This window comes from Bradyrhizobium brasilense (assembly GCF_029714345.1).
In the GTDB taxonomy this organism is placed as follows: domain Bacteria; phylum Pseudomonadota; class Alphaproteobacteria; order Rhizobiales; family Xanthobacteraceae; genus Bradyrhizobium; species Bradyrhizobium australafricanum.
Map to the genome: position 1 here is coordinate 8,322,470 of NZ_CP121669.1, position 26,698 is coordinate 8,349,167.

19 protein-coding genes and 1 pseudogene are annotated in these 26,698 nt (G+C 66.6%); 9 read left to right on the forward strand and 11 right to left on the reverse strand.

Annotated features, from left to right (window positions below; genetic code table 11):
• Nucleotide 1: 1 nt before the first annotated feature.
• The 3 genes from QA635_RS38570 to QA635_RS38580 all read right to left on the reverse strand — a co-directional run bounded on the left by QA635_RS38570 (nucleotide 2) and on the right by QA635_RS38580 (nucleotide 3,660).
• On the reverse strand, nucleotides 2–1,210 hold the full coding sequence (locus QA635_RS38570; RefSeq protein ID WP_283065077.1) for an acetyl-CoA C-acetyltransferase: 1,209 nt from the start codon (nucleotides 1,208–1,210) through the stop codon (nucleotides 2–4).
• A gap of 138 nt (nucleotides 1,211–1,348) precedes the next feature.
• A complete protein-coding gene (locus tag QA635_RS38575; RefSeq protein ID WP_283065078.1) occupies nucleotides 1,349–3,136 on the reverse strand; it encodes an acyl-CoA dehydrogenase C-terminal domain-containing protein in 1,788 nt (595 codons plus the stop codon).
• 107 nt (nucleotides 3,137–3,243) lie between these two features.
• The gene (locus QA635_RS38580; RefSeq protein ID WP_229191371.1) at nucleotides 3,244–3,660 is read right to left on the reverse strand and encodes a nuclear transport factor 2 family protein; all 417 of its coding nucleotides are present in this window, start codon (nucleotides 3,658–3,660) and stop codon (nucleotides 3,244–3,246) included.
• Between the two features lie 160 nt (nucleotides 3,661–3,820).
• Between QA635_RS38580 and QA635_RS38585 the strand changes: the two genes are divergently transcribed.
• The 5 genes from QA635_RS38585 (at nucleotide 3,821) to QA635_RS38605 (ending at nucleotide 11,266) form a co-directional block, all read left to right on the forward strand.
• Nucleotides 3,821–4,408 carry a PadR family transcriptional regulator gene (locus QA635_RS38585; RefSeq protein ID WP_057016062.1) on the forward strand — a complete coding sequence of 196 codons (588 nt, stop codon included), beginning with the start codon at nucleotides 3,821–3,823 and terminating at the stop codon, nucleotides 4,406–4,408.
• 368 nt (nucleotides 4,409–4,776) lie between these two features.
• Entirely contained in the window at nucleotides 4,777–8,334 is a 3,558-nt protein-coding gene (locus tag QA635_RS38590) for a hypothetical protein (RefSeq protein ID WP_283065085.1), read from the forward strand.
• Nucleotides 8,335–8,449: 115 nt separating this feature from the next.
• Nucleotides 8,450–9,292, forward strand: a complete 843-nt coding sequence (locus QA635_RS38595) for a COG3904 family protein (protein WP_283065087.1) — start codon at nucleotides 8,450–8,452, stop codon at nucleotides 9,290–9,292.
• A gap of 265 nt (nucleotides 9,293–9,557) precedes the next feature.
• The gene (locus QA635_RS38600; RefSeq protein ID WP_092088120.1) at nucleotides 9,558–10,487 is read left to right on the forward strand and encodes a sulfite exporter TauE/SafE family protein; all 930 of its coding nucleotides are present in this window, start codon (nucleotides 9,558–9,560) and stop codon (nucleotides 10,485–10,487) included.
• Nucleotides 10,484–11,266, forward strand: a complete 783-nt coding sequence (locus QA635_RS38605) for a TIGR02186 family protein (protein WP_283065089.1) — start codon at nucleotides 10,484–10,486, stop codon at nucleotides 11,264–11,266. The genes QA635_RS38600 and QA635_RS38605 overlap by 4 nt, the downstream gene beginning before the upstream one ends.
• A gap of 1 nt (nucleotide 11,267) precedes the next feature.
• Here the strand turns inward: QA635_RS38605 and QA635_RS38610 are convergent, their stop codons facing one another.
• Nucleotides 11,268–12,578, reverse strand: a complete 1,311-nt coding sequence (locus QA635_RS38610) for an aspartate aminotransferase family protein (protein ID WP_283065092.1) — start codon at nucleotides 12,576–12,578, stop codon at nucleotides 11,268–11,270.
• A gap of 147 nt (nucleotides 12,579–12,725) precedes the next feature.
• On the opposite strand from QA635_RS38610, the gene QA635_RS38615 reads away from it, so the two are divergent.
• Nucleotides 12,726–13,217, forward strand: a complete 492-nt coding sequence (locus QA635_RS38615; RefSeq protein ID WP_092088035.1) for an Lrp/AsnC family transcriptional regulator — start codon at nucleotides 12,726–12,728, stop codon at nucleotides 13,215–13,217.
• A gap of 14 nt (nucleotides 13,218–13,231) precedes the next feature.
• On the opposite strand, the gene QA635_RS38620 is transcribed toward QA635_RS38615, so the two are convergent.
• Genes QA635_RS38620 through QA635_RS38630 form a run of 3 tightly spaced genes read right to left on the reverse strand, consistent with a single transcriptional unit; the run spans nucleotide 13,232 to nucleotide 16,309 of the window.
• A complete protein-coding gene (locus QA635_RS38620) occupies nucleotides 13,232–14,563 on the reverse strand; it encodes an NRAMP family divalent metal transporter (RefSeq protein WP_283065094.1) in 1,332 nt (443 codons plus the stop codon).
• Nucleotides 14,564–14,621: 58 nt separating this feature from the next.
• Nucleotides 14,622–15,386 (reverse strand): MBL fold metallo-hydrolase, encoded by a 765-nt coding sequence (locus QA635_RS38625; RefSeq protein ID WP_283065095.1) that lies wholly within the window; start codon nucleotides 15,384–15,386, stop codon nucleotides 14,622–14,624.
• Complete coding sequence (locus QA635_RS38630; protein WP_283065096.1) at nucleotides 15,383–16,309, reverse strand: DMT family transporter; 927 nt, start codon at nucleotides 16,307–16,309, stop codon at nucleotides 15,383–15,385. The genes QA635_RS38625 and QA635_RS38630 overlap by 4 nt, the downstream gene beginning before the upstream one ends.
• Nucleotides 16,310–16,407: 98 nt before the next feature.
• On the opposite strand from QA635_RS38630, the gene QA635_RS38635 reads away from it, so the two are divergent.
• Nucleotides 16,408–17,271, forward strand: coding sequence for a LysR family transcriptional regulator (locus tag QA635_RS38635; RefSeq protein ID WP_283065098.1), 864 nt, complete (start codon nucleotides 16,408–16,410; stop codon nucleotides 17,269–17,271).
• 224 nt (nucleotides 17,272–17,495) lie between these two features.
• Here the strand turns inward: QA635_RS38635 and pdeM are convergent, their stop codons facing one another.
• The 4 genes and pseudogenes from pdeM to QA635_RS38655 form a co-directional block, all read right to left on the reverse strand.
• A complete protein-coding gene (pdeM, locus tag QA635_RS38640) occupies nucleotides 17,496–18,167 on the reverse strand; it encodes a ligase-associated DNA damage response endonuclease PdeM (RefSeq protein WP_283065099.1) in 672 nt (223 codons plus the stop codon).
• A gap of 63 nt (nucleotides 18,168–18,230) precedes the next feature.
• Nucleotides 18,231–21,004 (reverse strand): annotated as a pseudogene (locus tag QA635_RS38645) (ligase-associated DNA damage response DEXH box helicase).
• Between the two features lie 322 nt (nucleotides 21,005–21,326).
• The gene (locus tag QA635_RS38650) at nucleotides 21,327–22,553 is read right to left on the reverse strand and encodes an ABC transporter substrate-binding protein (protein ID WP_076832391.1); all 1,227 of its coding nucleotides are present in this window, start codon (nucleotides 22,551–22,553) and stop codon (nucleotides 21,327–21,329) included.
• A 277-nt stretch (nucleotides 22,554–22,830) separates the two neighbouring features.
• A complete protein-coding gene (locus QA635_RS38655; RefSeq protein ID WP_283065102.1) occupies nucleotides 22,831–23,757 on the reverse strand; it encodes a class I SAM-dependent DNA methyltransferase in 927 nt (308 codons plus the stop codon).
• Nucleotides 23,758–23,887: 130 nt separating this feature from the next.
• On the opposite strand from QA635_RS38655, the gene QA635_RS38660 reads away from it, so the two are divergent.
• Together QA635_RS38660 and QA635_RS38665 are read left to right on the forward strand one after the other, a co-directional pair.
• Nucleotides 23,888–24,946: a ligase-associated DNA damage response exonuclease gene (locus QA635_RS38660; protein ID WP_283065104.1), complete on the forward strand. Its 1,059-nt coding sequence runs from the start codon at nucleotides 23,888–23,890 to the stop codon at nucleotides 24,944–24,946.
• On the forward strand, nucleotides 24,943–26,595 hold the full coding sequence (locus QA635_RS38665) for a cisplatin damage response ATP-dependent DNA ligase (RefSeq protein WP_283065105.1): 1,653 nt from the start codon (nucleotides 24,943–24,945) through the stop codon (nucleotides 26,593–26,595). Before QA635_RS38660 ends, QA635_RS38665 begins: the two co-directional genes overlap by 4 nt.
• The last annotated feature ends 103 nt before the right edge of the window (nucleotides 26,596–26,698 follow it).

Consider the following 26,698-nt stretch of genomic DNA (forward strand, 5'->3'; position numbering starts at 1 on the left):
CTCAGACGCGCTCGATGATGGTGGCGGTGCCCATGCCGCCGCCGATGCACAGCGTCACCAGCGCCGTCTCCTTGTTGGTGCGCTCGAGCTCGTCGAGCACGGTGCCGAGGATCATCGCGCCGGTCGCCCCTAGCGGATGGCCGAGCGCGATCGCGCCGCCGTTGACGTTGATCTTGGCGTTGTCGATATCGAACGCCTGGATGTAGCGCAGCACCACCGAGGCGAAGGCCTCGTTGAGCTCGAACAGGTCGATGTCCGACTTCTTCATGCCGGAGCGCTCGAACAGCTTCTCGGTGACGTCGACCGGGCCGGTCAGCATCATCGCGGGCTCCGAGCCGATATTGGCGAAGGCGCGGATTTTCGCCCGCGGCTTCAACCCGTGCTTGGCGCCCGCCTCCTTGCTGCCGAGCAGCACGGCGCCGGCACCGTCGACGATGCCGGAGGAGTTGCCGGCGTGATGCACGTAGTTGACCTTCTCGACCTCGGGATGCGACTGGATCGCCACCGCGTCGAAGCCGGCCATCGCCGCCATCGCCGCGAAGGACGGCTGCAGCTGCGCCAGCGACTGCATCGTCGTGGTCGGGCGCATGTGCTCGTCCTTGGCGAGGATGGTCAGGCCGTTGACGTCCTTGACCGGCACCACCGACTTGCCGAAGCGGCCCTCGTCCCAGGCCTTGGCCGCGCGCTGCTGGCTCTGCACCGCGTAAGCGTCGACGTCGTCACGCGAGAAACCGTATTTGGTCGCGATCAGATCGGCCGAGATGCCCTGCGGCATGAAATAGGCCGGCACCGCCATCGAGGGATCCATCGGCCAGGCGCCGCCGGAGGCGCCGATGCCGACGCGGCTCATCGATTCCGCGCCGCCACCGATCACGAGCTCATGCTGGCCGCTCATGATCTGGGCTGCGGCGAAGTTCACGGCATCGAGGCCGGAGGCGCAGAAGCGGCTGATCTGCACGCCCGGCACCTTCTCGCCGAGGCCGGCGTTCAGCGCCGCGAAACGGGCGATGTCGGAGCCGGCCTCGCCGACCGGATCGACCACGCCGAGCACGACGTCGTCGACGGAATCCTCGGGAAGATTGTTGCGCTCCTTGAGCGACTTCAGCGGCACCGTGGCAAGCGCCAGCGCGGTGACCTCGTGCAGTGCGCCGTCGGCCTTGCCGCGGCCGCGCGGGGTACGAACGTGATCGTAGATGTATGCCTCAGGCATGACGCCCTCCTTGATATGAGGATCATAATATATACGGAAGGACACGCCGCCGCAGCAGTGCGGCGGCAATTTTTCAAGGCTTTCTTGTTTGACGCGTTTTCTTCACGCGAACCGGTCTCCACTTCGCTGGAAAACGCTTCAGAACGCTTCCGCGGCCAATTCCATCGTGGTGGCGCTGCCGCTCTGGATCCGGGCCAGATGCACGGCGGTCTCCGGCAGCAGCTTCTCCATGAAGAAGCGGCCGGTCACAAGCTTGGTGTTGAGGTAGGGCGTGGTGCCGGCGGCGGCCTTGTCCTGCGCCACCTTGGCCATCTTCGCCCACATATAGCCGAGCGCGACGAGGCCGAACAATTTCATGTAGTCGGTCGCGGCGGCGCCGGCATTGTCGGGCTTGGCCAGCGCGTTCTGCATCAGCCAGCCGGTGGCCTGCTGCAGATGGCCGAGCGCGGTGGAGAGCGGGGTGATGAACGGCTTCATCGCCTCGTCGGCGCCATGCTCCTTGGCAAAAGCGCCGACCTCGCCGAAGAACGCCATCGCGGCACGGCCGCCGTCGCGCGGCAGCTTGCGGCCGACCAGGTCGAGCGCCTGGATGCCGTTGGCGCCCTCATAGATCATCGCGATGCGCGCATCGCGCACGAACTGCTCCATGCCGTGCTCGGCGATGTAGCCATGGCCACCGAACATCTGCTGCGCCGAGACCGTGTTGGCGAACCCGGTGTCGGTCAGGACGCCCTTCAGCACCGGCGTCATCAGGCCCATGTGATCGTCGGCAGCCTGGCGATCCCCAGCGTCGTTGGAGCGGTGCGCGACGTCGCTCTTCAGCGCGGTCCATACCACCATGGCGCGCGCCGCCTCGTTGAAGGCGCGGATGGTGAGCAGCGTGCGGCGCACGTCCGGATGCACGATGATCGGATCGGCCTGCTTCTCGGGTTCCTTCACGCCGGTCAGCGAGCGGCCCTGCAGGCGCTCGCGGGCATAAGCGACCGCGTTCTGATAGGCGACCTCGGACTGCGCGAGGCCCTGCACGGCGACGCCGAGGCGAGCCTCGTTCATCATCACGAACATGCCCTGCATGCCCTTGTTCTCTTCGCCGATCAGCCAGCCGGTGGCGTTGTCGTAGTTCATCACACATGTGGAATTGCCGTGGATGCCCATCTTGTGCTCGATCGAGCCGCAGCTGACGCCGTTGCGCTGCCCGAGCGAGCCGTCGGCATTGACCAGCACCTTCGGCACCACGAACAGCGAGACGCCCTTGATGCCGGCCGGCGCGCCTTCGATGCGCGCCAGCACCAGATGGATGATGTTCTCAGTGAGGTCGTGCTCGCCGGCGGAGATGAATATCTTGGTGCCCGTGATCTTGAAGCTGCCGTCGGCCTGGCGCACCGCCTTGGTGCGGAGCAGGCCGAGATCGGTGCCGCACTGCGGCTCGGTCAGGTTCATGGTGCCGGTCCACTGGCCGGCGACCATCTTCGGCACATAGGTCTGCTTCTGCTCGGGGGTGCCGTGCACCAGGAGCGCCGCGGTCGCGCCCATGGTCAGCCCGCCATACATCGAGAACGCCATGTTGGCGGAGATCTGGAATTCGTTGACCGCCTGCGAGAGCGTCACCGGCAGGCCCTGGCCGCCGAATTCCGTCGGCGCCGAGAGGCCGAGCCAGCCGCCTTCGGCGACCTGCTTGAAGGCATCCTTGAAGCCCTTCGGCGTGGCGACGCTGCCGTCGTCATTGCGCTTGCAGCCTTCGAGATCGCCTGTGCGATTGAGCGGCTGCAGCACCTCTTCGCTGAGCTTGGCGGCCTCGCCGAGGATCGCCTCGCGTACATCGGCCGAGGCATCGGTGAAGCCGGGAAGATTGCCGTAGCGGTCGATCTGGAAAACGTCGTTGAGCAGGAAGCTGACGTCTTCGACGGGGGCTTTGTAGGTTGGCATGCTGGTCTCCCGGCTGGCACGTGGCCGCATGTGCGACGGACGCTGCGCAGCGTGTCCTTGGGTTGTTGGAGCGGACCTTATCCGGTTCCGGAGGTCCGCGGCAGATGCTATCGCGACTGTGATTGCGACGTTGCGCCGCTTTGCTTCATCAACTCCTCGCCCATCATCCGATGCAGCAGGTTGATCGCCTTGAGCGGACGCACCATCACCTTGAAATGCGTGATCCGGCCGTCACCATCGAATGTGATGATGTCGACGCCGTTGAGCTTGATGCCGTCGATCTCGTTCTCGAATTCGAGCACCGCGCCGGTGTCATTGCGCCACTCGCCGAGATACTTGAAGGTCGGGCCGCCGAGCACCTTGGCGGCGCTGGTGAGATATTTGAAGGTGATGTCGCGGCCACGCTGCGGCGTGTGCACGACCGGACTTTCGAACACCGCGTCGGGATGCAGCAGGTCCCACAGAGCGGCGGTGTCGTGGGACTTCATGTAGGCGTACCACTTGTCGAGGCCCGGCTTGCTCATTCGGACGTCTCCTGCGGCGGGGTTAAGAAGCCTGGACATCGGCGCGCGCGACAGGGCGGCACGCCGATCACCATATGCATATTGACGCATATGCACACTAACGCATAAAGTCAAGCGAACTTCAGAATGGCCTTTTGGGGAACTGAGATGGAGGTGGGCGTTGGCACTCGGTGACGCAATCCTTGCCTGCCTCACGGAACGTCCGATGACGGGCTATGAGCTCGCCAAGACGTTCGATGCGTCGATCGGCTTCTTCTGGAAGGCCGACCATCAGCAGATCTACCGGGAGCTCTCGCGGCTGCGCGACAAGGGGCACGTCCAGGGCCGCGAGGTGGTGCAGTCCGGCAAGCCCAACAAGCTGGTCTATACCCTGACCGCCGAAGGCCGCGCGGCGCTGAAGCACTGGGCAGCGCGCCCGAGCGTGCCGCCCTCGATCAAGGATGACCTTCTGGTCCGGCTCTATGCGCTCGACTGCGTCGATATCGAGCCGCTGCGCAACGACCTGATGGCGCGGCTGGAGCATCACCGCGACCGCTATGAGCGCTATGAGCGCCTGCTCAACAAGCGCTTCCCCGACGGCACCGCGCCGCCGGCCGATGTCGGCAAGATGCTCAGTCTGCGCCTCGGCATGCGCCATGAGCGCATGGTGGTGGAATGGTGCGAGGAGGCGCTCGACGCGCTCTCGGCCATGTCCGGCCGCAGCAATGTGCTGCCGCTCGACGACGGCAAGCGCGAAAGCAACGGCTAGAAACAAATCTCCAACCTCCCCTTGAAAAGGGGAGGTCGCTTTGCTCGAAGAGCAAAGCGGGTGGGGATCATCTCTCTCCACACGCAGCAGTGTGTGCGGCTGACCCCCATCCCGACCTTCCCCCTTTCAGGGGGAAGGAGAAGCTTGGCGGCGACACAAGTCGCTGTCCTGATCCGGCGCAACAGGTTCCCGGATTCCCTAACTTTAGCGCCCGTCGGCCGCATTCCTTAACCCGTTATTTACCGTGACGGGAAAAAGTCAGCAGCTGAGGCAGACGCCCGGCGCAGAATTCGATTGTCTCTTAACGGGAATGCGCGGGGAGGCTGCGGGCGCAGGGTGTAGCGCCGGAGTCGGGACCGGACGGAATCATGAATTCGCGCGTATCGTGGAGTGTTGACGGCATCGATCCCTCCGTCCGCGACAGGGCCGAGGCGGCTGCGCGCCGCGCCGGGATGTCGCTGAACGACTGGCTCAACTCCACCGTCGGTGAACCGAGCCCGCCGGATTGGCGCATGGAGCAACGGCAGCCGATGCCGAGCCGGGAAAGCCGCGAGGTCGCCGATATCCACCAGCGGCTCGACGCCATCACCCGGCAGATCGAACAGATTGCAAAGCCATTGACGCGCGCCGAAGCGGTGCGCGCCGAAGTGCCGCGCGGCCAGCCCGCCGTCGCGCGGCAGCTGAACGACGCGATCTCGCGCCTCGATGCCCGGCTGTCGCAGATTTCGCGGCCACAGCCGGCGCGCGAGCCGCAGCCCCAGCCGATGCGTGAATCGCAGATGCAGCGCGAGCCGCAGATGCATGACCGGCAGCTGGAGGAGAGGCTGCGCCAGGCGGAGGCGGTCGAGCGCGCTGCAGCCCAGGTCTATCGCCCCTCGCCGCCACTGAGCCCGGCCTCGTTCGATTTCGCGATCGCGGAGATCGCCGCGCGCCAGAACGAGCTCGACGTATCAGCGCAACGGCAGATGCCGCCGCGCGGCGCGCCGCCGATGCCGCAATCGGCGCCGCCGATGGCCGCCTATGCGCCACCGCCGCCGGCCGGGCCCGACTTCTCCTCGCTCGAGCGTCAGCTGCTCAAGATCACGAGCCAGATCGAGGCGCTGCAGCGGCCCGACCATATTGAACAATCGATCGCGGCCTTCCGCGGCGAGCTTGCGGAGATCCGCCAAGCGATCACCGAGGCGATGCCGCGCCGGGCGATCGAGTCGATCGAGAACGAGATCCGCTCGCTGCATCACCGGATCGATGAGCTCCGCCAGGAGGGCCGCAACGGCCAGGGCCAGGCGATCGCCGGCATCGAACGCGCGCTGTCGGAGATCCGCGAAGCGCTGCGCACGCTCACGCCCGCCGAGCAGCTCACCGGCTACGACGAGGCGATCCGCAATCTCGGCGCCAAGCTCGACATGATCCTGCGCGCCAACGACGATCCGTCGACGGTGCATCAGCTCGAGAGCGCGATCGCCGCGCTGCGCGCGATCGTCTCCAACGTCGCCTCCAACGACGCGCTGCTCCAGCTCTCCGGGGACGTGCATGCGCTGGCCGCGAAGGTCGACCAGCTGTCGCAGATGTCGCGCGCCGAGACCCATGGCGATGCCTTCGCCGGGATCGAGCAGCGCATTGCCGCACTGGCCTCGACGCTGGAGACCCGCGAGCGGCCGGCCGGCTACGACAACACCGATGCCATCGAAGGCGCCCTGCGCTCGCTGTCGGAGCGGATCGACCGCCTGCAGGTCGGCAACGACAGTTCGTCGGCATTCACCCATCTCGAGCAGCGCGTCTCCTATCTGCTCGAGCGCCTGGAGTCCGCCGACCAGCGCTCCGGCAATCTCGGCCGGGTCGAGGAAGCGCTGCATGACATCATGCGGCACCTCGAGGCGCAGCACGCCCACATCGCCTCGCTCGCCGACGCCGCCCGCAACGTCGACACCTCCTCGCCGCAGCCGATGATGGACAGCGGCATCGTCGACATGGTGAAGCGCGAGCTGTCCGACATCCGCTTCAGCCAGTCGGAGACCGACCGCCGCACCCAGGATTCGCTGGAGACCGTTCACAACACGCTCGGCCATGTCGTCGATCGTCTCGCGATGATCGAGAACGATCTGCGTACGGTGCGCACCGCGCCGCCTGCTCCCGCGCCGGCCGAACCGCGGATGGAAGCTCCGCGGATGGAAATGCCGCGCGCGGCGATGTCGCAGCCGATCGCGCAGCCCAAACCTGAAGCGTACAAGCCTGAATCGTACAGGCCCGAATTGCCCAATCCTGCGCTGGCGCAGGAGCACTTCATGTCCGCGCCGCGCGAATTCCATGCCGCGCAGCCGGTCGAGAGCGCGCCGCCGCCGCCGCTGCCGCCGCGCGCGATCAGCGAGATCCTCGAGCCGCATGCGGCGTCCGCACGCGCCGCGATCGCGCCGGACCTGCCGCCGGATCATCCGCTCGAACCGGGCACACGCCCCTCCGGCCGCGTCGCTTCGCCGTCGGAGCGGATCGCGGATTCCGAGCGCGCGATCTCTGATCTTCCCGCCGGCAAGAAGGAGCCGGTCTCGACATCGAGCTTCATCGCCGCCGCGCGCCGCGCCGCGCAGGCCGCTGCCGCGCAACCCGTCAGCGAGAAGGCGGCGCGCGCCGCGAGCAAGGCTGCAGCCAAGGCCAAGGAGAAGGCCGACAAGGCCGCGAAGGCGGCTGCCGCCAAGGCCGGCACGGCCGCGGCCGGCGCGACGGCGACTGGCGCGCCGGAGGCGCAGCCTTCGACCATCACCTCCAAGATCCGTTCGCTGCTGGTCGGCGCGAGCGTGGTCGTGATCCTGCTCTCGACCGCCAAGATGGCGATGAACCTGCTCGACACCAGCTCCGCGCCGCAGGTGCCGGCGATCGAGCACAGCGAGCCGGCCACGCCGCCCATGCAGCCGCCTGCCGAGAATTCCGTCGCGCCCGCCCCGGCTGCGCCGTCCGGCGGACCCGGACCATCAGTGCCCGGGCCGTCGATGACCTCGCCGACCCCGCTCGGCCGCCAGTCCAACAATACTCCGGCGCCGAACACGCTCGACAGCGCGCAGGTGACGATCCCGCCGGCAATCGCGCCCGCACCCGCCGCCGCGCCCGAGCCGACCGCGGCACCAACAGCCGCCGCCAACGACGTCACCGGCACGATTCCGACCGCACCGCCGCTCGGCGGCAAGCTCGCCATGGTCCAGATCCCGGCGGGCGAGAAACTGCCCGACGCGATCGGTGGTCCGGCGCTGCGCAGCGCCGCGATCAAGGGCGATGCGGCCGCGGCCTATGAAGTCGGCGTCCGCTTTGCCGAGGGCAAGGGCGTGACCACCAATGTCGACGAAGCCGCCAAATGGTATGCCCGCGCAGCGCAGGCCGGCGTGGTGCCCGCGATGTTCCGGCTCGGCACTTTCTACGAGAAGGGCCTCAGCGTGAAGCGCGACTTCGATGTGGCGCGACGCTACTACGTGCAGGCCGCCGAGCGCGGCAACGCCAAGGCGATGCACAATCTCGCCGTGCTCGACGCCGATGGCGGCGGCAAGGGCGCCGACTACAAGAGCGCCGCGCAATGGTTCCGCAAGGCGGCCGATCGCGGCGTTGCCGACAGCCAGGTCAATCTCGGCATCCTCTATGCCCGCGGCATCGGTGTCGAACAGAACCTCGCCGAGTCGTTCAAGTGGTTCAGCCTCGCGGCCGCGCAGGGCGACGCCGACGCCGGCCACAAGCGCGACGACATTGCCAAGCGGCTCGACCCGCAGTCGCTGGCCGCAGCGAAGCTGGCGATCCAGACCTTCACCGCCGAGCCGCAGCCGAGCGATGCGGTCAACGTGCCGGCGCCTGCCGGCGGCTGGGACGGCGCGGCCGCGCAGCCCGCCGCGGCGAAGCCGGTCAAGCAACCCTCGAAGCGGACCGCGGCGCTCGCCGCTCCAGCTCACTAGGTTCGAGACGGCTGCGGCGCCTTGACGGCGCCGCTGTCCTATACCTCCGGCCTTCGGCCGTGTAGACAGGCGCGCAGCTCCGCGCCGTCGGCGCACGCGTTCCGGAGGGTCAGGCTTGTCCGTCGACGATCGCCAGGATGATGGAACGGGCCACCGTTCGTCGCCGACAGGTCCCCGCGTTGCGCCGCCGCGGCAGGCGCCGTCTCCATTTGCCCGGCGCCCCGCAGCCCCGCCTCCGCCGACGCCGCAAGGGAACGCGGCATCGCCGCCCCGTGCGTTCCGGTTCTCGCTCTGGTCCATCATCATCTTCGTGCTGCTGTTGTCGAGTGTCGCCATCCAGGCTTACCGGGACCTTTCGACGCCGGGCGCCTGGGACTTCTGGCGCGAGACCTACATCGCGGCCAGCATGACGTCGGCCGTGATTCCCGATGTCGACATCGACGGATCGGGCCGCGGCCGGCGGGCGCTTGCGATCAGCGGCAAGATCGGCTCGGCCAGCGCGAGTTGGTTCCGCGACCGGCTCAGCGAGGCGCGTCTCGCACCAGGCGACGTCGTGCTGCTGTCGTCGCCCGGCGGCGCGCTGAACCAGGCCGCCATCATGGGCGAGGTCATCCGCACGCGCGGGCTCGTCACCGCGGTCGCCACATCAGACGCCTCGGGCAAGCTCCGCCCCGCGTCCTGCGCCAGCGCTTGCGTCCTGGTCTATGCCGGCGGCCAGACCCGCTATGGCATCGCGGGCTCGCGGCTCGGCGTGCATCGCTTCACGACGAGCACGCCCGTCAGCGATCCCCTCGCCGAGGCCCAACGCATCCAGGGCATGGTGCTGGGCTACATGACCAAGATGGGCGTCTCTTCCGGGATCGTCGAGGCGATGTCGCAAACGTCCGATATCCGCTGGCTGAACCCGAAAGAAGCGCTCGCGCTGAACCTGATCACCAAGCCTGTCGATCGGCCGTGAGGCGGCACGGGCGCCATTAATCTGAATTATCAACCACGTCCGCAGACGGCGGCCGAGTGCGGCGAAAAATGCCCCCGGGAGCGGATTCTTTAGTCCCTCCCCCCGCCGAATTCGGTTATGCAAGAACGCGGCAATCGACCCGCGTTCGCCTGCGTCTTGCGCGCCGACCGGATTCGTTCAGCCGGAGAATGCCCGACCAGAACGACATCACGCCGTGATGCGGCCTTGTGCCGAACTCGCGGCGAACCGACAAGAAGCGACGCGCGTGCAGCTCTACCTCCCGATCGCCGACATTCCGGTCAATGTCTTCCTCATCCTGGCGATGGGCGCGGCGGTTGGATTCGTCTCCGGCATGTTCGGGATCGGCGGCGGCTTCCTGATGACGCCGCTGCTGATCTTCGTCGGCATCGCGCCCGCGGTCGCGGTTGCCTCCGTCGCCAGCCACATCGCGGCCTCCTCGTTCTCCGGCGCCATTTCCTATTGGCGCAGACGCGCGATCGATCCGCTGCTGGCGGCGGTGCTGCTGGTCGGAGGCACGCTCGGCACCACGTTCGGGGTGTGGACCTTCACCTTCCTGCGCTCGCTCGGCCAGCTCGACCTGATGATCGCGCTGTCCTACGTCATCCTGCTGACGACGGTCGGTGGGCTGATGTTCTGGGAAGGTTTGCGCGCGATGCTGCGCGTCCGCCGCGGCGGTCCGATCGCGCTGCGCAAGCCCGGCAGCCATGGCTGGATCCACGGCCTGCCGCTGAAAGTCCGCTTCAAGCGCTCCAAGATCTACCTCTCCGTCATCCCGGTGGTCGTGGTCGGACTCGCGATCGGCTTCATCGGCGCCGTGATGGGAATCGGTGGCGGCTTCATCCTGGTGCCGCTGATGATCTATGTGCTGCGGGTACCGACCTCGACCGTGATCGGCACCTCGATGGTGCTGACCCTCGTCACCATGGTGTTCGCAACCATGCTGCACGCAGTGACCAACCATCTGGTCGACGCCGTGCTGGCGCTGATCCTGATGGTCGGCGGCGTCACCGGCGCGCAGTTCGGCGCCCGCGCCGGCCAGAAGATCCGTGGCGAGCATCTGCGCCTGCTGCTCGGCCTGCTCGTGCTCGCGGTCGGCATCCGCTTTGCGGTCGAACTGGTGATCCGGCCGCAGGACCTCTACAGCATCCGCGAAACCGGCGGAGCCCCGCCATGAGGCTGCGCGCGGCGCTCGCGATCATCGGTCTCGCCGCCGCCGGCCTGGCGGCCGCGCCCGCTCATGCCGAGCGGCTGATCGTGTCGGTCTCCAACCACCGCGTCACGGTGACGCCGAACTATTCCGGCGGCGAACTCGTGTTGTTCGGCTCGGTCGAGAAGGACGACAAGACGCCGGCCAATCGCAACAATTACGATCTCGTCGTCACGGTGTCCGGCCCGCGCGCCGACATGGTGACGCGGCGCAAGGAGCGCAAATTCGGCATCTGGATCAACACCGACTCGCGCCAATTCCTGCAGGTGCCGGGCTATCTCGCGCTGTTCTCGAATCGCCCGTTCGACCAGATCGCCTCGCCCGAGGTGCAGCGGCGGCAGCAGCTCGGGCTCAACAACGTGCTGCTGATGCAGCGGGTCGGGCCCGACTATGCCGACGTGGTACCGAACGACCCGTTCCGCAGCGCCTTCGTGCGGCTGCGCTCCGAGCACGGGCTGTACCGTGAGGCGACCTCGGCGGTGACCTTCCTGACCCCAACCCTGTTCCGCACCGGCATTCCGCTGCCGGCGGAGGTGCCGATCGGCACCTATAATGTCGAGATCAAGCTGTTTTCCGACGGCGCGCTGGTGACCAAGGCCGAGACCGCGTTCGAGATCGTCAAGGTCGGCTTCGAGCAATTCGTCGCCACCACCGCGCGGCATAACGGCCTTGTCTACGGCCTGATCACCGCGTTCATGGCGCTGATGACCGGCTGGATGGCCTCGATCGTGTTCCGCAAGGATTGATTTAGCCAGCCCTGCTTTGCAATGCGCTTTCGAACGCGTCGCTGAGGATCGAGAGGCCAAGATCGATCTCGTCGTCGCTGATCGTCAGCGGCGGGGCGATGCGGAATACGCTGCCCATGCCGGGCAACTGAACGATGTTGGTGCTCAGTCCAAGCTGCATGCAGCGCTGAGAGACACGCGTTCCGAGCGCTTCGTCAGGCTCCTTGCTGTAACGGTCGCGCACGATCTCGATGCCTTGCATCAGCCCCCTGCCGCGCACGTCACCGATGCATTCGAACCGGTTCTGGAGTGCGAGGAGCCCATCCCTCAGCCGCGCGCCCGCTATCCTGGCGCGCTCGACCAATCTGTCGCGAAGGATGATCTCGATGACCTTCAGCCCGACCGCGGCCGGCATCGGGTCCGACACATGGGTCGTGTAGAACAGGAAACCACGTTCGTGACAGCGCTCTTCGATCTCGGCGGAGGTGATGACCGCAGCCAGAGGCAGGCCGGCGCCGAGGGTCTTCGACAAGGTCAGGACGTCAGGCACGACGCCGTCGCGCTCGAAAGCGAACATGGCGCCGGTTCTGCCGAGGCCGGTCTGCGCCTCGTCGATGATCAGCAGCATGCCGCGTGCCCGGCACATCTCCTTCAACTCGGCAAGGTAGCCTTCAGGCAGATCGATCAGCCCGCCGGAGCTGAGGATCGGCTCGGCGATCATGCAGGCAAGCGAGCCGGTCGATTGGCGATCGATCAGATCGAAGGCGTAGGCCAGCTCGGCCCGCCAATCGGCCGCGTTGCCGAAGCGCGGGCGATAGGGGTTCGGCGTCGGGATCGCGAGCGAGCCGACCGGCGCCGGACCATAACCCTTGCGGCCGGCCGAATAGGTCGTTCCGGCCGCGCCAGACGTCATGCCGTGCCAGGACTGCGCGAACGCGACGGTCTCGAAGCCGCCGGTGGCGAGCTTGGCCATCTTGATCGCAGCTTCATTCGACTCGCCGCCGGTGCTGAGCAGCATGACGCGATCAAGCCCCGGCGGCAGCAGACCCGCGAGCTGTTCGGCCAGCGCGACGACCGGGCGCGTCAGCATGCCGCTGAAGAGATGGTCGAGCCGTTCGGCATGCTCGCTGATGGTCTGGACGATCTCCGGGTGACCGTGACCGAGCACGGCGCTCATCTGCCCGGACGTGAAATCCAGGATGGCCCGGCCGTCGGCGTCATAGACGAAGGACCCGGAGGCGCGCTCGATGATGACGGGAGCGAACGTCCCGCCATAGCGAATGAGGTGCCGCCGCGCGCGATCCCAAAAGGATTTGTCGTCATTTCCGGCCATGCCCGCTCCTTGCTGCTCGGTTGCAGCGATCAAAGAACCCTCGCACCACATCTTATGCGCGCGCGAGGGCAATGACATTGCGATTTGAGATGCATTTCAGCCCTTCTTCTGCAAACAATTGCGCAAAAGATGGAGAATGCGAAAGAAATGGGAACCGCGATCGTGATTGACGAGATCGACCGAAAAATCCTCGACGTGCTGCAGGTCGAGGGGCGGATCACGAATCTCGAGCTGGCCGAGCGGATCGGCCTCTCGTCCGCCCCCTGCATGCGACGCGTTCGCACGCTCGAAGAGGCCGGCGTCATCAATTCCTATGTGGCGCTGGTGGACCCGACGCGGGTTGGACTCGGATTCGACGTGATCGTCGAGGTCCGTCTCAAGCAACAGAACAGGGAATCCTTCACGCGCTTCGAGCGGAAGGTGATCGACCTTCCGGAGGTCGTCGAATGTTGCATGATTGCCGGCGATTGGGATTACTCGCTAAGAATCGTGTCCTCGGACCTCGCGCGCTATCAATCCTTCATCCTCGACCGCCTCATGCATCCGGACAGCGACATCGCGAGCTACCGCACGACGATCATCCTGCGAAAGGTCAAATCGACGACCAAGATCGATAGCTCGCTGTTCGGCGAGGGTTGAGGAGTTCGAACAAGCTACAGCAGGAAGCCGATCCCCATCGCGATCACGCTGAGCGCCATCGCGCCGGTCGAGAGCCAGCCGAGCCAGTACAGCCATCCGCGGACCACAAAGCGGTCCATGACGTCCCGGCGGCGGGCCATGAACATCAGCAGCACCATCACGGGCACCGCGAGCACGCCGTTGACGACCGCACTCCAGTACAACGCCGCGATCGGATCGATCGGCGTGAAGTTGAGCGCGATGCCGATGCCGCCCGACAGCGCCAGCACCGAATAGAACGCGATCGCCTCCTTCGGCCTGCGCGTCAGCCCGACCCGCCATCGCCGGCCCTCGCCGACCGCATAAGCCGTCGCACCCGCGAGCACCGGAATCGCCAGAAGGCCGGTGCCGACGATGCCGAGCGCGAAGATCACCTCGGCAAACGGCCCGGCGATCGGGCGCAGCGCCTCGGCGGCCTGCGCCGAGGTCTGGATGTCGGTCTTGCCGGTGGCATGCAGCGATGCGGCGGCGGTGACGATGATCGACAATGCGATCAGGTTCGAAAACGCCATGCCGGTGATGGTATCGGCGCGGATGCGCGAGAATTCGTGCTGGGCGCCGTAATGCCGCTCGATCAGCGGATGCTTGGTGACATCGACCCGCTGCTCCTCCGCCTCCTGCGAGGCCTGCCAGAAGAACAGATAGGGCGAGATCGTGGTGCCGAGGATCGCAACGATGGTCGTGAAATAGTCGGCGCTCCAGCTGATGCGCGGCAGCAGCACGCCGGCCAGGGCCTCCATCCACGACACCTTGGCAAAGGCGAGCGCCGCGACATAGGCGAACAGGCTGAGCGTCAGCCATTTCAGGATCGCGACGTAGCGCCGGTAGTTCATGAAGATCTGCGCGGCCACCGAGGTCACGCCGAACAGCACCACATAGAGAATGGCCGGACCGCCGATCAGGAGCTTTGCCGCATCGGCCATGGCCGAGAGGTCGGCCGCGATGTTGATGGTGTTGGCAATCGACAGCAGCGCCACCACGACGGCGAGCAGCCAGCCCGGATAATGCCGGCATACATTGCCCGCGATGCCATGCCCGGTGACACGGCCGACCCGCGCCGAGATCTCCTGGATCGCGCTCATCAGCGGAAACGTCAGCAGCATGGTCCAGCCAATGCCGTAGCCGAGTTGCGCGCCGGCCTGGCTGTAGGTGCCGATCCCCGAAGGGTCGTCGTCGGAAGCGCCGGTGATCAGCCCGGGTCCGAGCGTCTTCAGGACACGGCTGAAACTGAACGGCTGGCGCCGAGGCTTCGCCGCCGGCGCATTGTCATGTTTGTCGTGTGGTGGGATCGTCCCTTGCCGCGTCATGTCCGGTTCCAGCCATCTGACAACGAGCCGGATACCGGCAAGGTTCCTGGGACGAAACCTACGGCTCGATGACCGTGGCGACGCCGGGCTCGAGGATGCGCAGACGGCGGCCGAAGCCGAGCGTATCGAAGCTCGCGCGCAGATCGCTCGCGCTCTGCCGGAAATGCGCCCAGCCGTCGGTATGAACCGGCACGATCACCGCGTCCGCAAAGGCGTGCGCGGTCTCGATCGCGTCATTGGTGTCCATGGTGAGATGGAAGGGGCCGCGGGTTTGCGCGGCGCCGGCGAACGGCAGCACCACGCCGCAGTCGAAGCGTCGCGCGACCTCGGCGACGCCGTCGAACCAGGTGGTGTCGCCGCTGACATAGACCGGACGGCCCGGTTTTGCCGGCTGCACGACGAAGCCGATGACGTCGCCGGACAACGGCTCGATCCCCGCCGGTCCGTGCCGCGCCGGCGTCGCGGTGATGGTGAGGGTCCGGCCGCCCTTTTGCAACTCGGTCGAGGCCCAGGGCGCAAAGCCCTCGGCGTTGCCGCCGAGCCGCCTGGCGCCGGCCTCCGTCGTCAGCACGCGCTTCGCGCGTTTAAGGAAATCCCGGCCGGAATGGTCGAGATTGTCGGAATGCTGGTCGTGGCTCAGCAGCACCGCATCGATCGCGCCGACATCGCGCGCGCCGAGCGCGGGACCCGTCAGCTTCTCCAGTTTCACATGCGGCAATTGATACTCGCCGGGCGCATCGAAGGTCGGATCGGTGAGCAGGCGGAACCCGTCGATCTCGATCAGGGCGGTGGGGCCTCCGATCAGCGTGATGGTGATGCTCACGTCATACTCCTGTTGGGCGCGGCGGCTGCGGGGCGGGTCACCAGGTAAATGCCGAGCGCCACCGGAACGATCCCAAGCAGGTCGCGAAATTCGACATGCTCGCCGAGCACGAGATAGGCGAACAGCATGCCGAGCGGCGGCATCAGGAAGTGATAGGCGCTTGCGGCGGTCGCACCACACATTTTCAGGAGATGAAACCAGAGCAGATAGGCGAGGATCGAGCCGCCGAGCACGAGGAAGGCGAAGGCGCCAGCGAGACGCATGCTGGGCACGATGTCGCTGACGCTGGAGAGCGTGAAGGCGAACGGCATCACCGCAAGGCCGCCGGCCATGTTCTGGATGCCGTTGCCGATCCACAGGCTGCCCTTCGGTGCCAGCAGCTTGAACAGCACGGTGCCGGCGACGATCGAGGCGAGCGAGGCCAGCGTGAACAAGATGCCATGCGGGCTGTCCGATCCGACCGACATGCGATGCCAGACGATGAAGGCGACGCCGACGATGCCGAGCACGAGACCAATCACCTTGCGCAAGGTCATGCTCTCACCGAGGAACAGCGCCGCCAGCATGGCGGTGAACACCGGATTGGCCGAGACGATCAGCGCGCCAAGTCCGGCGGAGACCGTCTTCAGGCCGGTATAGCCGAGGCCGAGATAGAGCGCGTTGTTGGCGACGCCGAGCACGGCGAACACCGCCGCATCGCGCCAGGTGAGATCCCATTGGTCGCGGCGCAGCCAGGAGATGGCGAGGATCAGAACCCCGGCGAGCGAAAACCGCGCGGCGAGCAGGATCAGCGGCGGGCAATCGGTGACGCCGATCTTGCCGGCCACGAAGGCGTAGCTCCAGAGCAGGCAGAACAGGGCAATCAGCAGCGGCAGGGTGTTGAAGCGGGCGCGGGGGGCGGCCATCGAGGTAGCGGCGGACATGGGCGAATTCTCCTTCGGCCATGATCTAGGCCCGCGCCTTGATATTTGGAAATTAAATGATAGACTGGCGTGCAGTGGATTTATAAATGGAGGCTGCGATGCTCGACCTGGAGCTGTTGCGCAGTTTCGTCTCGGTGGTCGATGTCGGCGGCTTCACCCGCGCCGGAGAGCGCGTCCACCGCACGCAGTCGACGGTGAGCCAGCAGATCAAGCGCCTGGAGGAGGATGTCGGCCAGCCGCTGTTGATCCGTAGCGGCAAGGACGTCACCCCGACGGAAGCCGGCGAGCGGCTGTTGACCTATGCGCGGCGGCTATTGTCACTCGCCGAAGAGGCCCGCGACGTGCTCTCGCGCCCCGGCAGCGAAGGCGCGATCCGGATCGGCATCACCGAGGATTTTGCCGCCTACCGGCTGACAAAGCTGCTCGCGACCTTCGCGCGCAGCCATCCGAACTTGCGGCTCGACGTGCGCTCGGGCCAGAGCCTGTTCCTGTACCGCGATCTCGAACGCGGCGATCTCGATCTCGCGCTGATCAAGCGCGCCGCCAATGAGAAGGGCGGTATCGCGGTATGGCCTGAACGCGTGCACTGGGTCACCAGCAAGGGCCACCCGCGCGATACGACGGCCGGCTCGGTTCCGCTGATCGGTTTCGCCTCGGGCTGTCTCTACCGCGCCCGCGCCATCCATGCGCTGGAGAGCGCCGGCCGCAACTGGCACATGGCCTACACCTCCTCCAGCCTCGCCGGCATCCAGGCCGCGGTCGCCGCCGGCCTCGGGCTCAGCATTCTGTCGGAAATGTCGATCCAGGCGGAGCATCGCGTGCTGACCGCAAAGGACGGCTTTGCGCCGATCGACCGCACCGAGGTCGCCCTCGTCGCCGCCCCCGAAGCCAGCCCGGCGACATTGCGGCTGGCGGACAGGCTCGCGGAGTACTGCGAAAGCGTGCAGGCGAAGGCGGCGTAGGGCAAGGTCGCGCAACAATCTCTGCTGCCGTCCCTGCGAAACACGAAAGCAGGGACCCATAACCACCGCATGCAGTAGTGATGCCGCGCTGGGGCCACAGCTTTGCGCAATCTCGAAGAGCGGTAGTTATGGGTCCCGGGTCGCGCGGAGCCTGTCATCGGGCGGCGCTTCGCGCCGACCCGTTGGCTTGCCCGGGACGACACCGAGTGTGTGGTACGCGCCCCTCAATAACACCGCGACGCGACGAACGCGTGGACGCGGTTGTCGCCGAGCACATGGGCCATGAAGCCGGGCGATCCGAATATCCGTGTGAACGCGGCATCGCGGATGCTCAAGCCGCCGGTGTAGGCGCCGAACGCCGGCATCACCGCGCGCTCGCCGTCACAGGCGAAGCAGCGGCGCTCGATCGAGCGGCCGCGGGTCGGCACCCGCGCCTTGGGGTGGAGATGCCCGGCGATCTCGCCGGCTGCGCCGGTCGGCTCATGGCGGAACACGATCGGACCGATCGCGACTTCGGTCGCGACCACGCCGCCGAGATCGGACGGCAGCGCCGGATCGTGATTGCCCGAGATCCAGATCCAGTTGCGCCGCAGCTGCAACGCCGCGAGCGCCTCGCGGTCCGGATCCGACAGCCGCGCATGCGCATCGCGATCGTGAAAGCTGTCGCCGAGCGCGATCACCTGCCGCGGATCGTGCCGCGCGATGACAGCAGCGAGCCGGCTCAGTGTCGCGACCGTGTCGTAGGGCGGCAGCAGCACGCCGCGGCTGGCGAAGCTCGAGCCTTTTTCCAGATGCAGGTCGGAGACCACGAGCAGGCTCTGCTGTTCCCAGAACAGCGCGCCGGAGAAATCCGCGACGAAGCCGACATCCGCCACCGTGACCCTCGAAACGCGCATGTCGTCACCGTCTCGCAAAGCTAGCGCGCTTGCCGTCACGTCCTGTTCCCCAGAGTACCAGCGTTACGTCGTCGCCTCCCGCACGAGTTCCTCGGCCGCCTCGGCCAGAAGCTCGTCGGATGCTTCGCCATAAACTGACTCGCGGCCGATTTCCAGCAGCGCGGGGACGGCAAGCGGAGAAACGTGGTCGAGGTCCTTGTGGGTGATTCGGCCGTGGATGCGCGAAAGCATGTCGCTGAGACGGCGAAGATCGAGCAATCCCGTGGCGGCATCGCCGCGCGCGGCACGCAGCAGCACGTGATCGGCCTGATGTTTTCGCAAAACGTCATAGATCAGGTCGGTCGAGAACAGCACCTGGCGGCGCGACTTTTCCTCGTCGGTGAAGCGGCGCGCAATCAGCCCGGAGATGATGGCGCAGTTGCGGAAGGTCCGCTTCATCAGCGCGGATTCCGCAAGCCACGCCTCGAGGTCATCGCCGAGCATGTCGGGATCGAACAGCGCGTTGAGATCGAGCTTGCCGTGCCGGATCATGAAGGAGAGATCGCCGACGCCCCAGACCGCGAGCGCGTATTCATTGGCGACGAAGCCGAGCGGACGGGCGCGGGCGCGCTCCAGCCGGCGGGTCAGCAGCATGCCGAGCGTCTGATGCGCGAGCCGGCCCTCGAAGGGATAGCAAACCAGATAATGGCTGCCGCCGCGCGGAAAGGTCTCGACCAAGAGCTCGCGCACCGCAGGGACACGCGAGAATTTCCGCTGCAGCGACAGCCAGTCGTGCACCTGATCCGGCAATCCGTTCCAGGCGCGGCTGTTGTCCAGTAGCTTGCGGACGCGTTCGGCAAGATAGGTCGACAGCGGAAACTTGCCGCCCATATAGGACGGCACTTTTGCATCTTTATCATTGGCGCGAGAGACATAGACCTGGTCTTCAACCAAGGCCTCGTAGCGCACCACCTCACCGCCAAACACGAAAGTGTCGCCGGGCACGAGGCCCTCGATGAAGACCTCCTCGATCTCGCCCAGCATCCGGCCGCCGCGCGCGATCGCGCCGGTCGATCCGCCGCTTTTCCCTCGGCCGCCGGCGCGCGAGCGCACCAGCCGCACCTTCAGCATGGTCTCCTCGACGATGGTGCCGACGTTGAGGCGATAGCTCTGCCGCACCTTCGGATTGGTGACGCGCCAGCGGCCCTGCTTGTCCTGCTTGATGCGCGCGAAACGCTCATAGGTCTTCAGCGCGTAGCCGCCGGTGGCGACGAAATCGACGACATCGTCGAAATCGGTGCGTGCGAGCGATGCATAGGGCGCGGCGGTCCTCACCTCATCATAGAGTTCATCGGACAGGAACGGCTTGCCGCAGGCGCAGCCCAGCACGTGCTGGGCCAGCACGTCGAGCGCGCCCGAGCGCAGCGGCGGCGTGTCCTGCGCATTCTCGGCGATGGCGTCGATCGCGACACGGCATTCCAGCACCTCGAAGCGGTTCGCCGGCACCAGCACCGCGCGCGAGGCCTCGTCGAAGCGGTGGTTGGCGCGGCCGATCCGCTGCATCAGCCGCGAGGAGCCTTTCGGCGCGCCGATATTGATGACGAGGTCGACATCGCCCCAATCGACGCCGAGATCGAGCGAGGAGGTGCAGACCACGCCGCGCAGCTTTCCGGCGGCCATCGCGTCCTCGACCTTGCGGCGCTGCGCGACGTCGAGCGAGCCGTGATGCAGCGCGATCGCAAGGCCATCGTCATTCATGCGCCAGAGATCCTGGAACAGCATCTCGGCCTGGCTGCGCGTGTTGACGAACACCAGCGTGGTCTTGTTGCGCTTGATCAGCTCGTAGACCTCGGGCAGCGCGTGGCGCGCGCTGTGGCCCGACCACGGCAGCCGTTCGCGCGTGTCGAGCATCTCGACCACCGGCGGTGCGGCGCCGCCGGCGGTGACGACGTCGGCGGATGCATTCTCGCCCCCCGGCTGCGGCACCAGGAATCGCGCGAGCTGCTCCGGCTCGGCGACGGTCGCCGAGAGACCAATGGCGCGGATCTGCGGCGCGATGGTCCAAAGCCGCGCAAGTCCGAGCGACAGCAGATCGCCGCGCTTGGAGGTGACGAGCGCATGCAGCTCGTCGAGCACGATGCGCTTCAGCGAAGAGAACAGGAACGGCGCGTCGTCGGACGCCAGCAGCAGCGCCAGCTGCTCCGGCGTGGTGAGCAGGATGTCCGGCGGATAGCGCCGCTGCCGCTGCCGCCGCGACACCGGCGTGTCGCCGGTGCGGGTCTCGATCCTGATCGGCAGCCCCATCTCGGCGACCGGCGTCTCCAGATTGCGCGCGATATCGACCGCGAGCGCCTTCAGCGGCGAGATGTAAAGCGTGTGCAGCCCGCCGCTGCGGCGAACACCGCGGCCGGTGGAGATGAGGGCTGGGCGAACCGTCTTCGATTCAATTTCGTCGCTTGCGAGATCGTCGGGCTCCCTCCCCCTGAAAGGGGAGGGTTGGGGTGGGGGTCAGCCGCTCGCTCCGTGCCCGCGGCTGACCCCCACCCGTCCCGCTCGGTTGCGCTAGTGTGCCCCCGAGCGTGCCGACCTCCCCCTTTCAGGGGGAGATGAGCGGACCTATCGCGGTTGAATCCTTCTCCACTCAACTCCACCAGCGTCGGCAAGAACCCCGCCAGCGTCTTGCCCGCTCCGGTGGGTGCGATCAGCAGCGCGGAGCGTTGCTCGCGCGCTTTCGCCAGCAGCGCGAGCTGATGCTCGCGCGGCGACCAGCCGCGTGAAGCAAACCAGTCGCGAAACCGGCGCGGCAGGAGATCGGCCGTTTCCGACGGCGGAACGGAGAAGAGATCGAGCGTCGACACGCCCAAGAGGTAGGTGGTTCAGGCGGCTTCGTCGAGGGCGGACGGAAATGGCGGCAGGTGGCAGGACTACCAGCGCGCTCCGTGCGCTGCGAAGCGCCTGGAAGTCACCTCGCCCCGCCTGCGGGGAGAGGCATAGGCCGCCCTTGGCGGCCGTTCAAAGAAACGCCGAAGCGAAGCTTCGGCTATGTCGCATCGCCAGATGCGATCCGGGTGAGGGGGTACAGGTCTTACAACTCGCACCGCCTCGCGGAGGGAAGCCCCTCACCCCGCCCTCTCCCCGCAAGAGCGGGGCGAGGGGGACGAGAGAGCGAGGCTTACCCAACTACTCCGTCATTGGCTGGCCGGAGAGGTCCCAATCCTTGCCGTTGAAGATCGAGACATAGAGCGTCTTCATCGGCGTGTAGTCGTCGGGCGTGTAGCTGTAATTGATGCCGTCAAGGAAATAGGGCGAGTGGAAGCCGGCGAGCGTGGTGGCGTGCTTCAGCACGTTGGCGCGGGTCAGGTCGTCGCCGCAGCGGCGCAGGATTTCGCCCATCGTCGCCGCCTGGCCGTAGCCGGCGAAGGCGATGGTGTTATCGGGGTCGATGTTCGGCAGGTACTTCTTGCGCAGCTCCTCGAACGCGATCACGTCCGGATCCTTCTCGTAGCGCGGCACGCCGACTTCCTTGTTGTAGCGGATCGCGACGATGTCCTTGGCGTTCTCGAGGCCCGCGGCGCTCAGGATCGAGCGACCGGTCGAGCCCGCCGACAGCAATTGCAGCGGCTTCCAGCCGAGCTCGGTCACCTTGCGGATCGACTGCGACGTCGCCTTGCCGGTGGTGATGTTGTAGAAGACGTCGGCGCCCGACTTCGAGAGATTGATGAGCTGCGAATCGACCGTCGGATCGGTGAGATCATAGGTCTGCTCCATGATCACCTGTGCCTTGCCGCCGGCATCGGCCAGCACCTTCTTGAACGGCCCGAGGAAGTCGCGGCCGAAATCATCGTTCTGGTAGAGGATGCCTACCTTGGCGTTCGGCTTCACGCTGACGACGTGCTTGGCGAGAACGCGTGCCTCGGTCGGATAGAGCGGCAGGCCCGCCATGGTCCATTTGAAATTCTTCGGATCGTTCCACTTCGAGGCGCCGGTGTTCAACAGCAGTTGGGGAACGCCCTTGGAATTGAGATATTTGTGCACGGAGGTCTGCGGCGCGGTGCCGAGCGAGCCATAGAGCGCCAGCACCTCCTCCTGCTCGACCAGACGGCGCGTCGCCTCGACGCATTTCGGCGCGCTGTAGGCGTCGTCCATGGTGAGGAATTTCACCTTGCGGCCGTTGATGCCGCCCTTGTCGTTCAGCATCTGGAAATAGGCTTCGCCGACGCGGCCGAGCACACCATAGAGCGAGCCGGGGCCGGAATGCGGCACGGTCTGGCCGAGCTTGATCTCGGTGTCGCTCGCACCCGGATCGTACTTCTTGTCGGCGGCCCGGACGAAAGGCGCGGGCAGCACGGACGCGGCGATCACAGACAATGCGGTGGCGCCGAACTCGCGCCGTGTATGCTTTTTCATTATTTCTCTCCCTGAGGCGAAAAGCTCTCGCATTCCGCCCTGCGCCGGGCAAGCGCGAAGTCATGACTTTGCGGCGCAATGCCGCGCCACGGCAAATGCGTAGCGTGTAGACTCAAGTTCGGGTGCGTAACGTGAATGACTTCCCTTCTCCCCTTGTGGGAGAAGGTGGCTCGCATCGAAGATGCGAGCCGGATGAGGGGTCTCTATCGGCGGAGGCAGACCCCTCACCCCGCTTCGCTGCGCGAAGCGACCCTCTCCCACAGGGGGAGAGGGTGCGTCACGGCTTCACGGCGACGGCGACGAGCCCGGGTGCCGGGATATTGTCTTCATTGCGCGCCGAGAGATCGTCGAGCAGGGCCAGCGTCAGCCTCGCGGCGGCGACGGAGGCGCGCACATAGGCTGCGCTATGGGCGTAGCGCAGTCCCTCGCCGACGATGACGCCTTCGCCGTCATGGGTCTCGGCCGTGAAGGCGAGCACGCCGCCCGCTACCAGCACACGGCTGGCCTCGGCGAGCACGGGCGCGAGATCGGCGACATAGACCATTGCATCGGCGGCCAGGATCAATTCGGCGCTGGCCTCGCGCCTGGCCGAAACGGCCTTCAACATGTCGTCGACCTCGAGCTCGGCATAGAGGCCGGTGGCGCGCGCCTTGTCGATCATGCGCGGCGACAGGTCGATGCCGATGAAGCGATCGACATGCCGGGCAAATGCACCGGCCGCCAGCCCGGTGCCGCAGCCGAGATCGATCGCACGCTTGAAGAAGGCCGGCTGCTTTGCGCCTGCACGCACCGACAGCACCGCCTTGAACAGCAGCGCCGGGCCGCGATAGCCGAGATCGCCGACCAGCGCGGCCTCGAAGCGTGGCGCATATTGATCGAACAGCGTCTGGACATAGCCCGGCGGCATCGCGCTAACGGCCTCGGCGCCGAGCTGCATCAGATGAAGGCCGGCGCCATGACGGTCTTCGGGATCGGCGTCGCGCGCGCCGCGGAACGCTGCGATCGCGGCCTCGCGCTGGTCAAGCTCCAGGCGGATCTTGCCCAGCGTGTACCAGGCCGACGGGAATTTCGGCACAAGCTCGATCGCCTGTTCGAGCAGTTCGGCGGCAGCCGGCAGATCGCCCTTCAATTGCAGGTCGCGCGCGAACTCGTAGCGGCGGTCGGCGACGAGGTCGCCGGAGGACAGAAACAGGCGGGGGGCCATTCGCTTTAAGGAACCAATCTCGGCCGGGTCCGGCCATCCATCAAAGCACGGACTTTTTCCGGAGATGGATGCACGGGTCAAGCCCGCGGATCCCGCTAAACATCGCGGATCGAGCGCCTATATAGGGACGATGCGCCCGCAAGACATCCTGATGCCCGTCCCGGCCGGGCTTTGCTGCAAGCCCGGCGGCTTCCACATCGATCCTGTCAGGCCGGTCGAGCGGGCACTGATCACCCATGGCCATTCCGACCATGCGCGGGCGGGTCACGGCGCGGTGCTCGCGACCCAGGAAACGCTCGACATGATGCGGCTGCGCTACGGCGAGAATTTCGCCGGCTCGACGCAGGCGGTCGCCTATGGCGAGGAGATCAGGCTCGGCGACGTCACGGTGACGTTTCATCCCGCCGGTCACGTATTGGGCTCCGCCCAGATTTCCGTCACCTGCAAGGACACCCGCATCGTCGCCTCCGGCGACTACAAGGATGCGCGCGATCCGACCTGCGCGCCGTTCGAGCTGGTGCCCTGCGACGTCTTCATCTCAGAGGCGACGTTTGGATTGCCGGTGTTCCGCCATGGCGATGCCGCCGGCGAAGTGAACAAGCTGCTGGCGTCGGTCAAACTGTTCCCGGAGCGCGCGCATCTGGTCGGCGCCTACTCGCTCGGCAAGGCGCAGCGCGTGATCGCGCTGCTGCGAGAGGCCGGCTACGACGCGCCGATCTATCTGCACGGCGCGATGGAGAAGATCACCTATTACTATCAGGAGCGCGGCATTGCGCTCGGCGAGCTCCGGCCCGCGCGCGGCATGAAGAAGGCCGAGCTTGCCGGCACCATCACGCTGGCGCCGCCAAGCGCGACATCCGATGTCTGGACGCGCCGCTTCCCCGATCCAGTCACCGCATTCGCCTCGGGCTGGATGCGCGTGCGCGCCCGGGCCCGGCAGGGCGGCGTCGAGCTGCCGCTGGTGATATCAGATCATGCGGACTGGGATGGCCTGACGGCGACGATCGCCGCCACTGGTGCAGGCGAGATCTGGGTCACCCACGGCCAGGAAGACGCGCTGGTGCATTGGTGCAAGACCCAAGGCCTTGCCGCGCGGCCGCTCGATCTGGTCGGCTATGGCGACGAGGATGAAGGCGAGACGGCCGCACTGACCGGCGAGGCCCAGCCCGCCGGCGAGGCAGAAACATGAACCGCTTTGCCGAGCTGCTCGACCGCCTCGCCTACGAGCCCGGCCGCAACAACAAGATCAAGCTGCTGGTCGCCTATTTCCGCGAGACCGAGGACCCCGACCGCGGCTACGCGCTGGCGGCGCTGACCGGCGCGCTGTCGTTCAAGCACGCCAAGCCTGGGCTGATCCGCGACCTGATCACCGAACGCGCCGACCCGGTGCTGTTCGGCTACTCCTATGATTACGTCGGCGACCTCTCGGAAACGGTCGCGCTGATGTGGCCGAGGGCGGAGCTGCCGGGCCATAACAACCCGCCTCCTCCCACCCTCACTGACGTCGTCACCACGTTGCGCACGCTCGGCAAGGCCGAGCTGCCGGCGCAGCTGGCGCGCTGGCTGGACGAGCTCGACGAGACCGGGCGCTGGGCGCTCTTGAAGCTCGTCACCGGCGCGATGCGGATCGGGATCTCGGCGCGGCTGGCGAAGACCGCGGCGGCGGCGCTCGGGACTAAGGACCCGCACGAGATCGAGCTGCTGTGGCCGGGCCTGTCGCCGCCCTATCTCGACCTGTTCGCCTGGCTCGAGGGCCGCGGCGACAAACCGGTCAACCGCGACCCGGCGCCGTTCCGCCCGGTGATGCTGGCGCACGCGATCGAGGATGGCGATTTCGCCAATCTCGACGCCGCCGATTTCAGCGCGGAATGGAAATGGGACGGCATCCGGGTGCAGGCGGTGTCCGGCCGCGATGCGCGCGGCCACGTCCAGGCGCGGCTCTATTCGCGAACCGGCGAGGATATCACCGGCAGCTTTCCGGATCTCGTGCCGTCGCTGCATCTGCCCGGCGCGATCGACGGCGAGTTGCTGGTGCTGCGCGACCGCCGCGTGCAGACCTTCAACGTGTTGCAGCAGCGGCTGAACCGCAAGGTCGTTTCGCCGAAGCTGATCAAGGAATTTCCGATCCACCTGCGCGCCTACGACCTGCTCGGCGACGACGAGAACGATCTGCGCGAGCTGCCCTTCACCGAACGCCGCGCGCATCTCGAAGCCTTCGTCGCCAAGCTGAATGATCCGCGCATCGATCTGTCGCCAACCGTCCCGTTCGCGAGCTGGGAAGAGCTGGCCGCGGCGCGCGCCGATCCCAAGAGTGCGGGCGCCGGCGACGATGCCGACGCGGTCGAAGGCGTGATGCTGAAGCGGCGCGACGCGCCCTATCTGCCTGGACGGCCGAAAGGCCCGTGGTGGAAGTGGAAGCGCGATCCGCACATCATCGACGCCGTGCTGATGTATGCCCAGCGCGGCCACGGCAAGCGCTCGTCCTATTACTCCGACTATACGTTCGGGGTCTGGACCCGTGGTGATGCCGGCGACGAGCTGGTGCCGGTCGGCAAGGCCTATTTCGGCTTCACCGACGAGGAGCTGTTGCAGATCGACCGCTTCGTCCGCCGCAACACCACCGAGAAGTTCGGCCCGGTACGGCATGTCGTGCATGAGCCGGATCAGGGGCTGGTGCTGGAGGTCGCCTTCGAGGGATTGCAGCGCTCGCCGCGCCACAAGTCCGGCGTTGCGATGCGCTTCCCCCGGATCAGCCGCCTGCGCTGGGACAAGCCGCCGCGCGAAGCCGACCGGCTGGAGACGCTTGAACGGATGTTAATCTCCATGACAGGAAGTTAAATCCCAAGCGTGCATGGCAGCCATTGATCACGGCCCACGGGTTTCCCATGTGCTCCGCCGTGACCTATAATGCGGGCGATTCCGTTAGACCTCGGTTCTGATG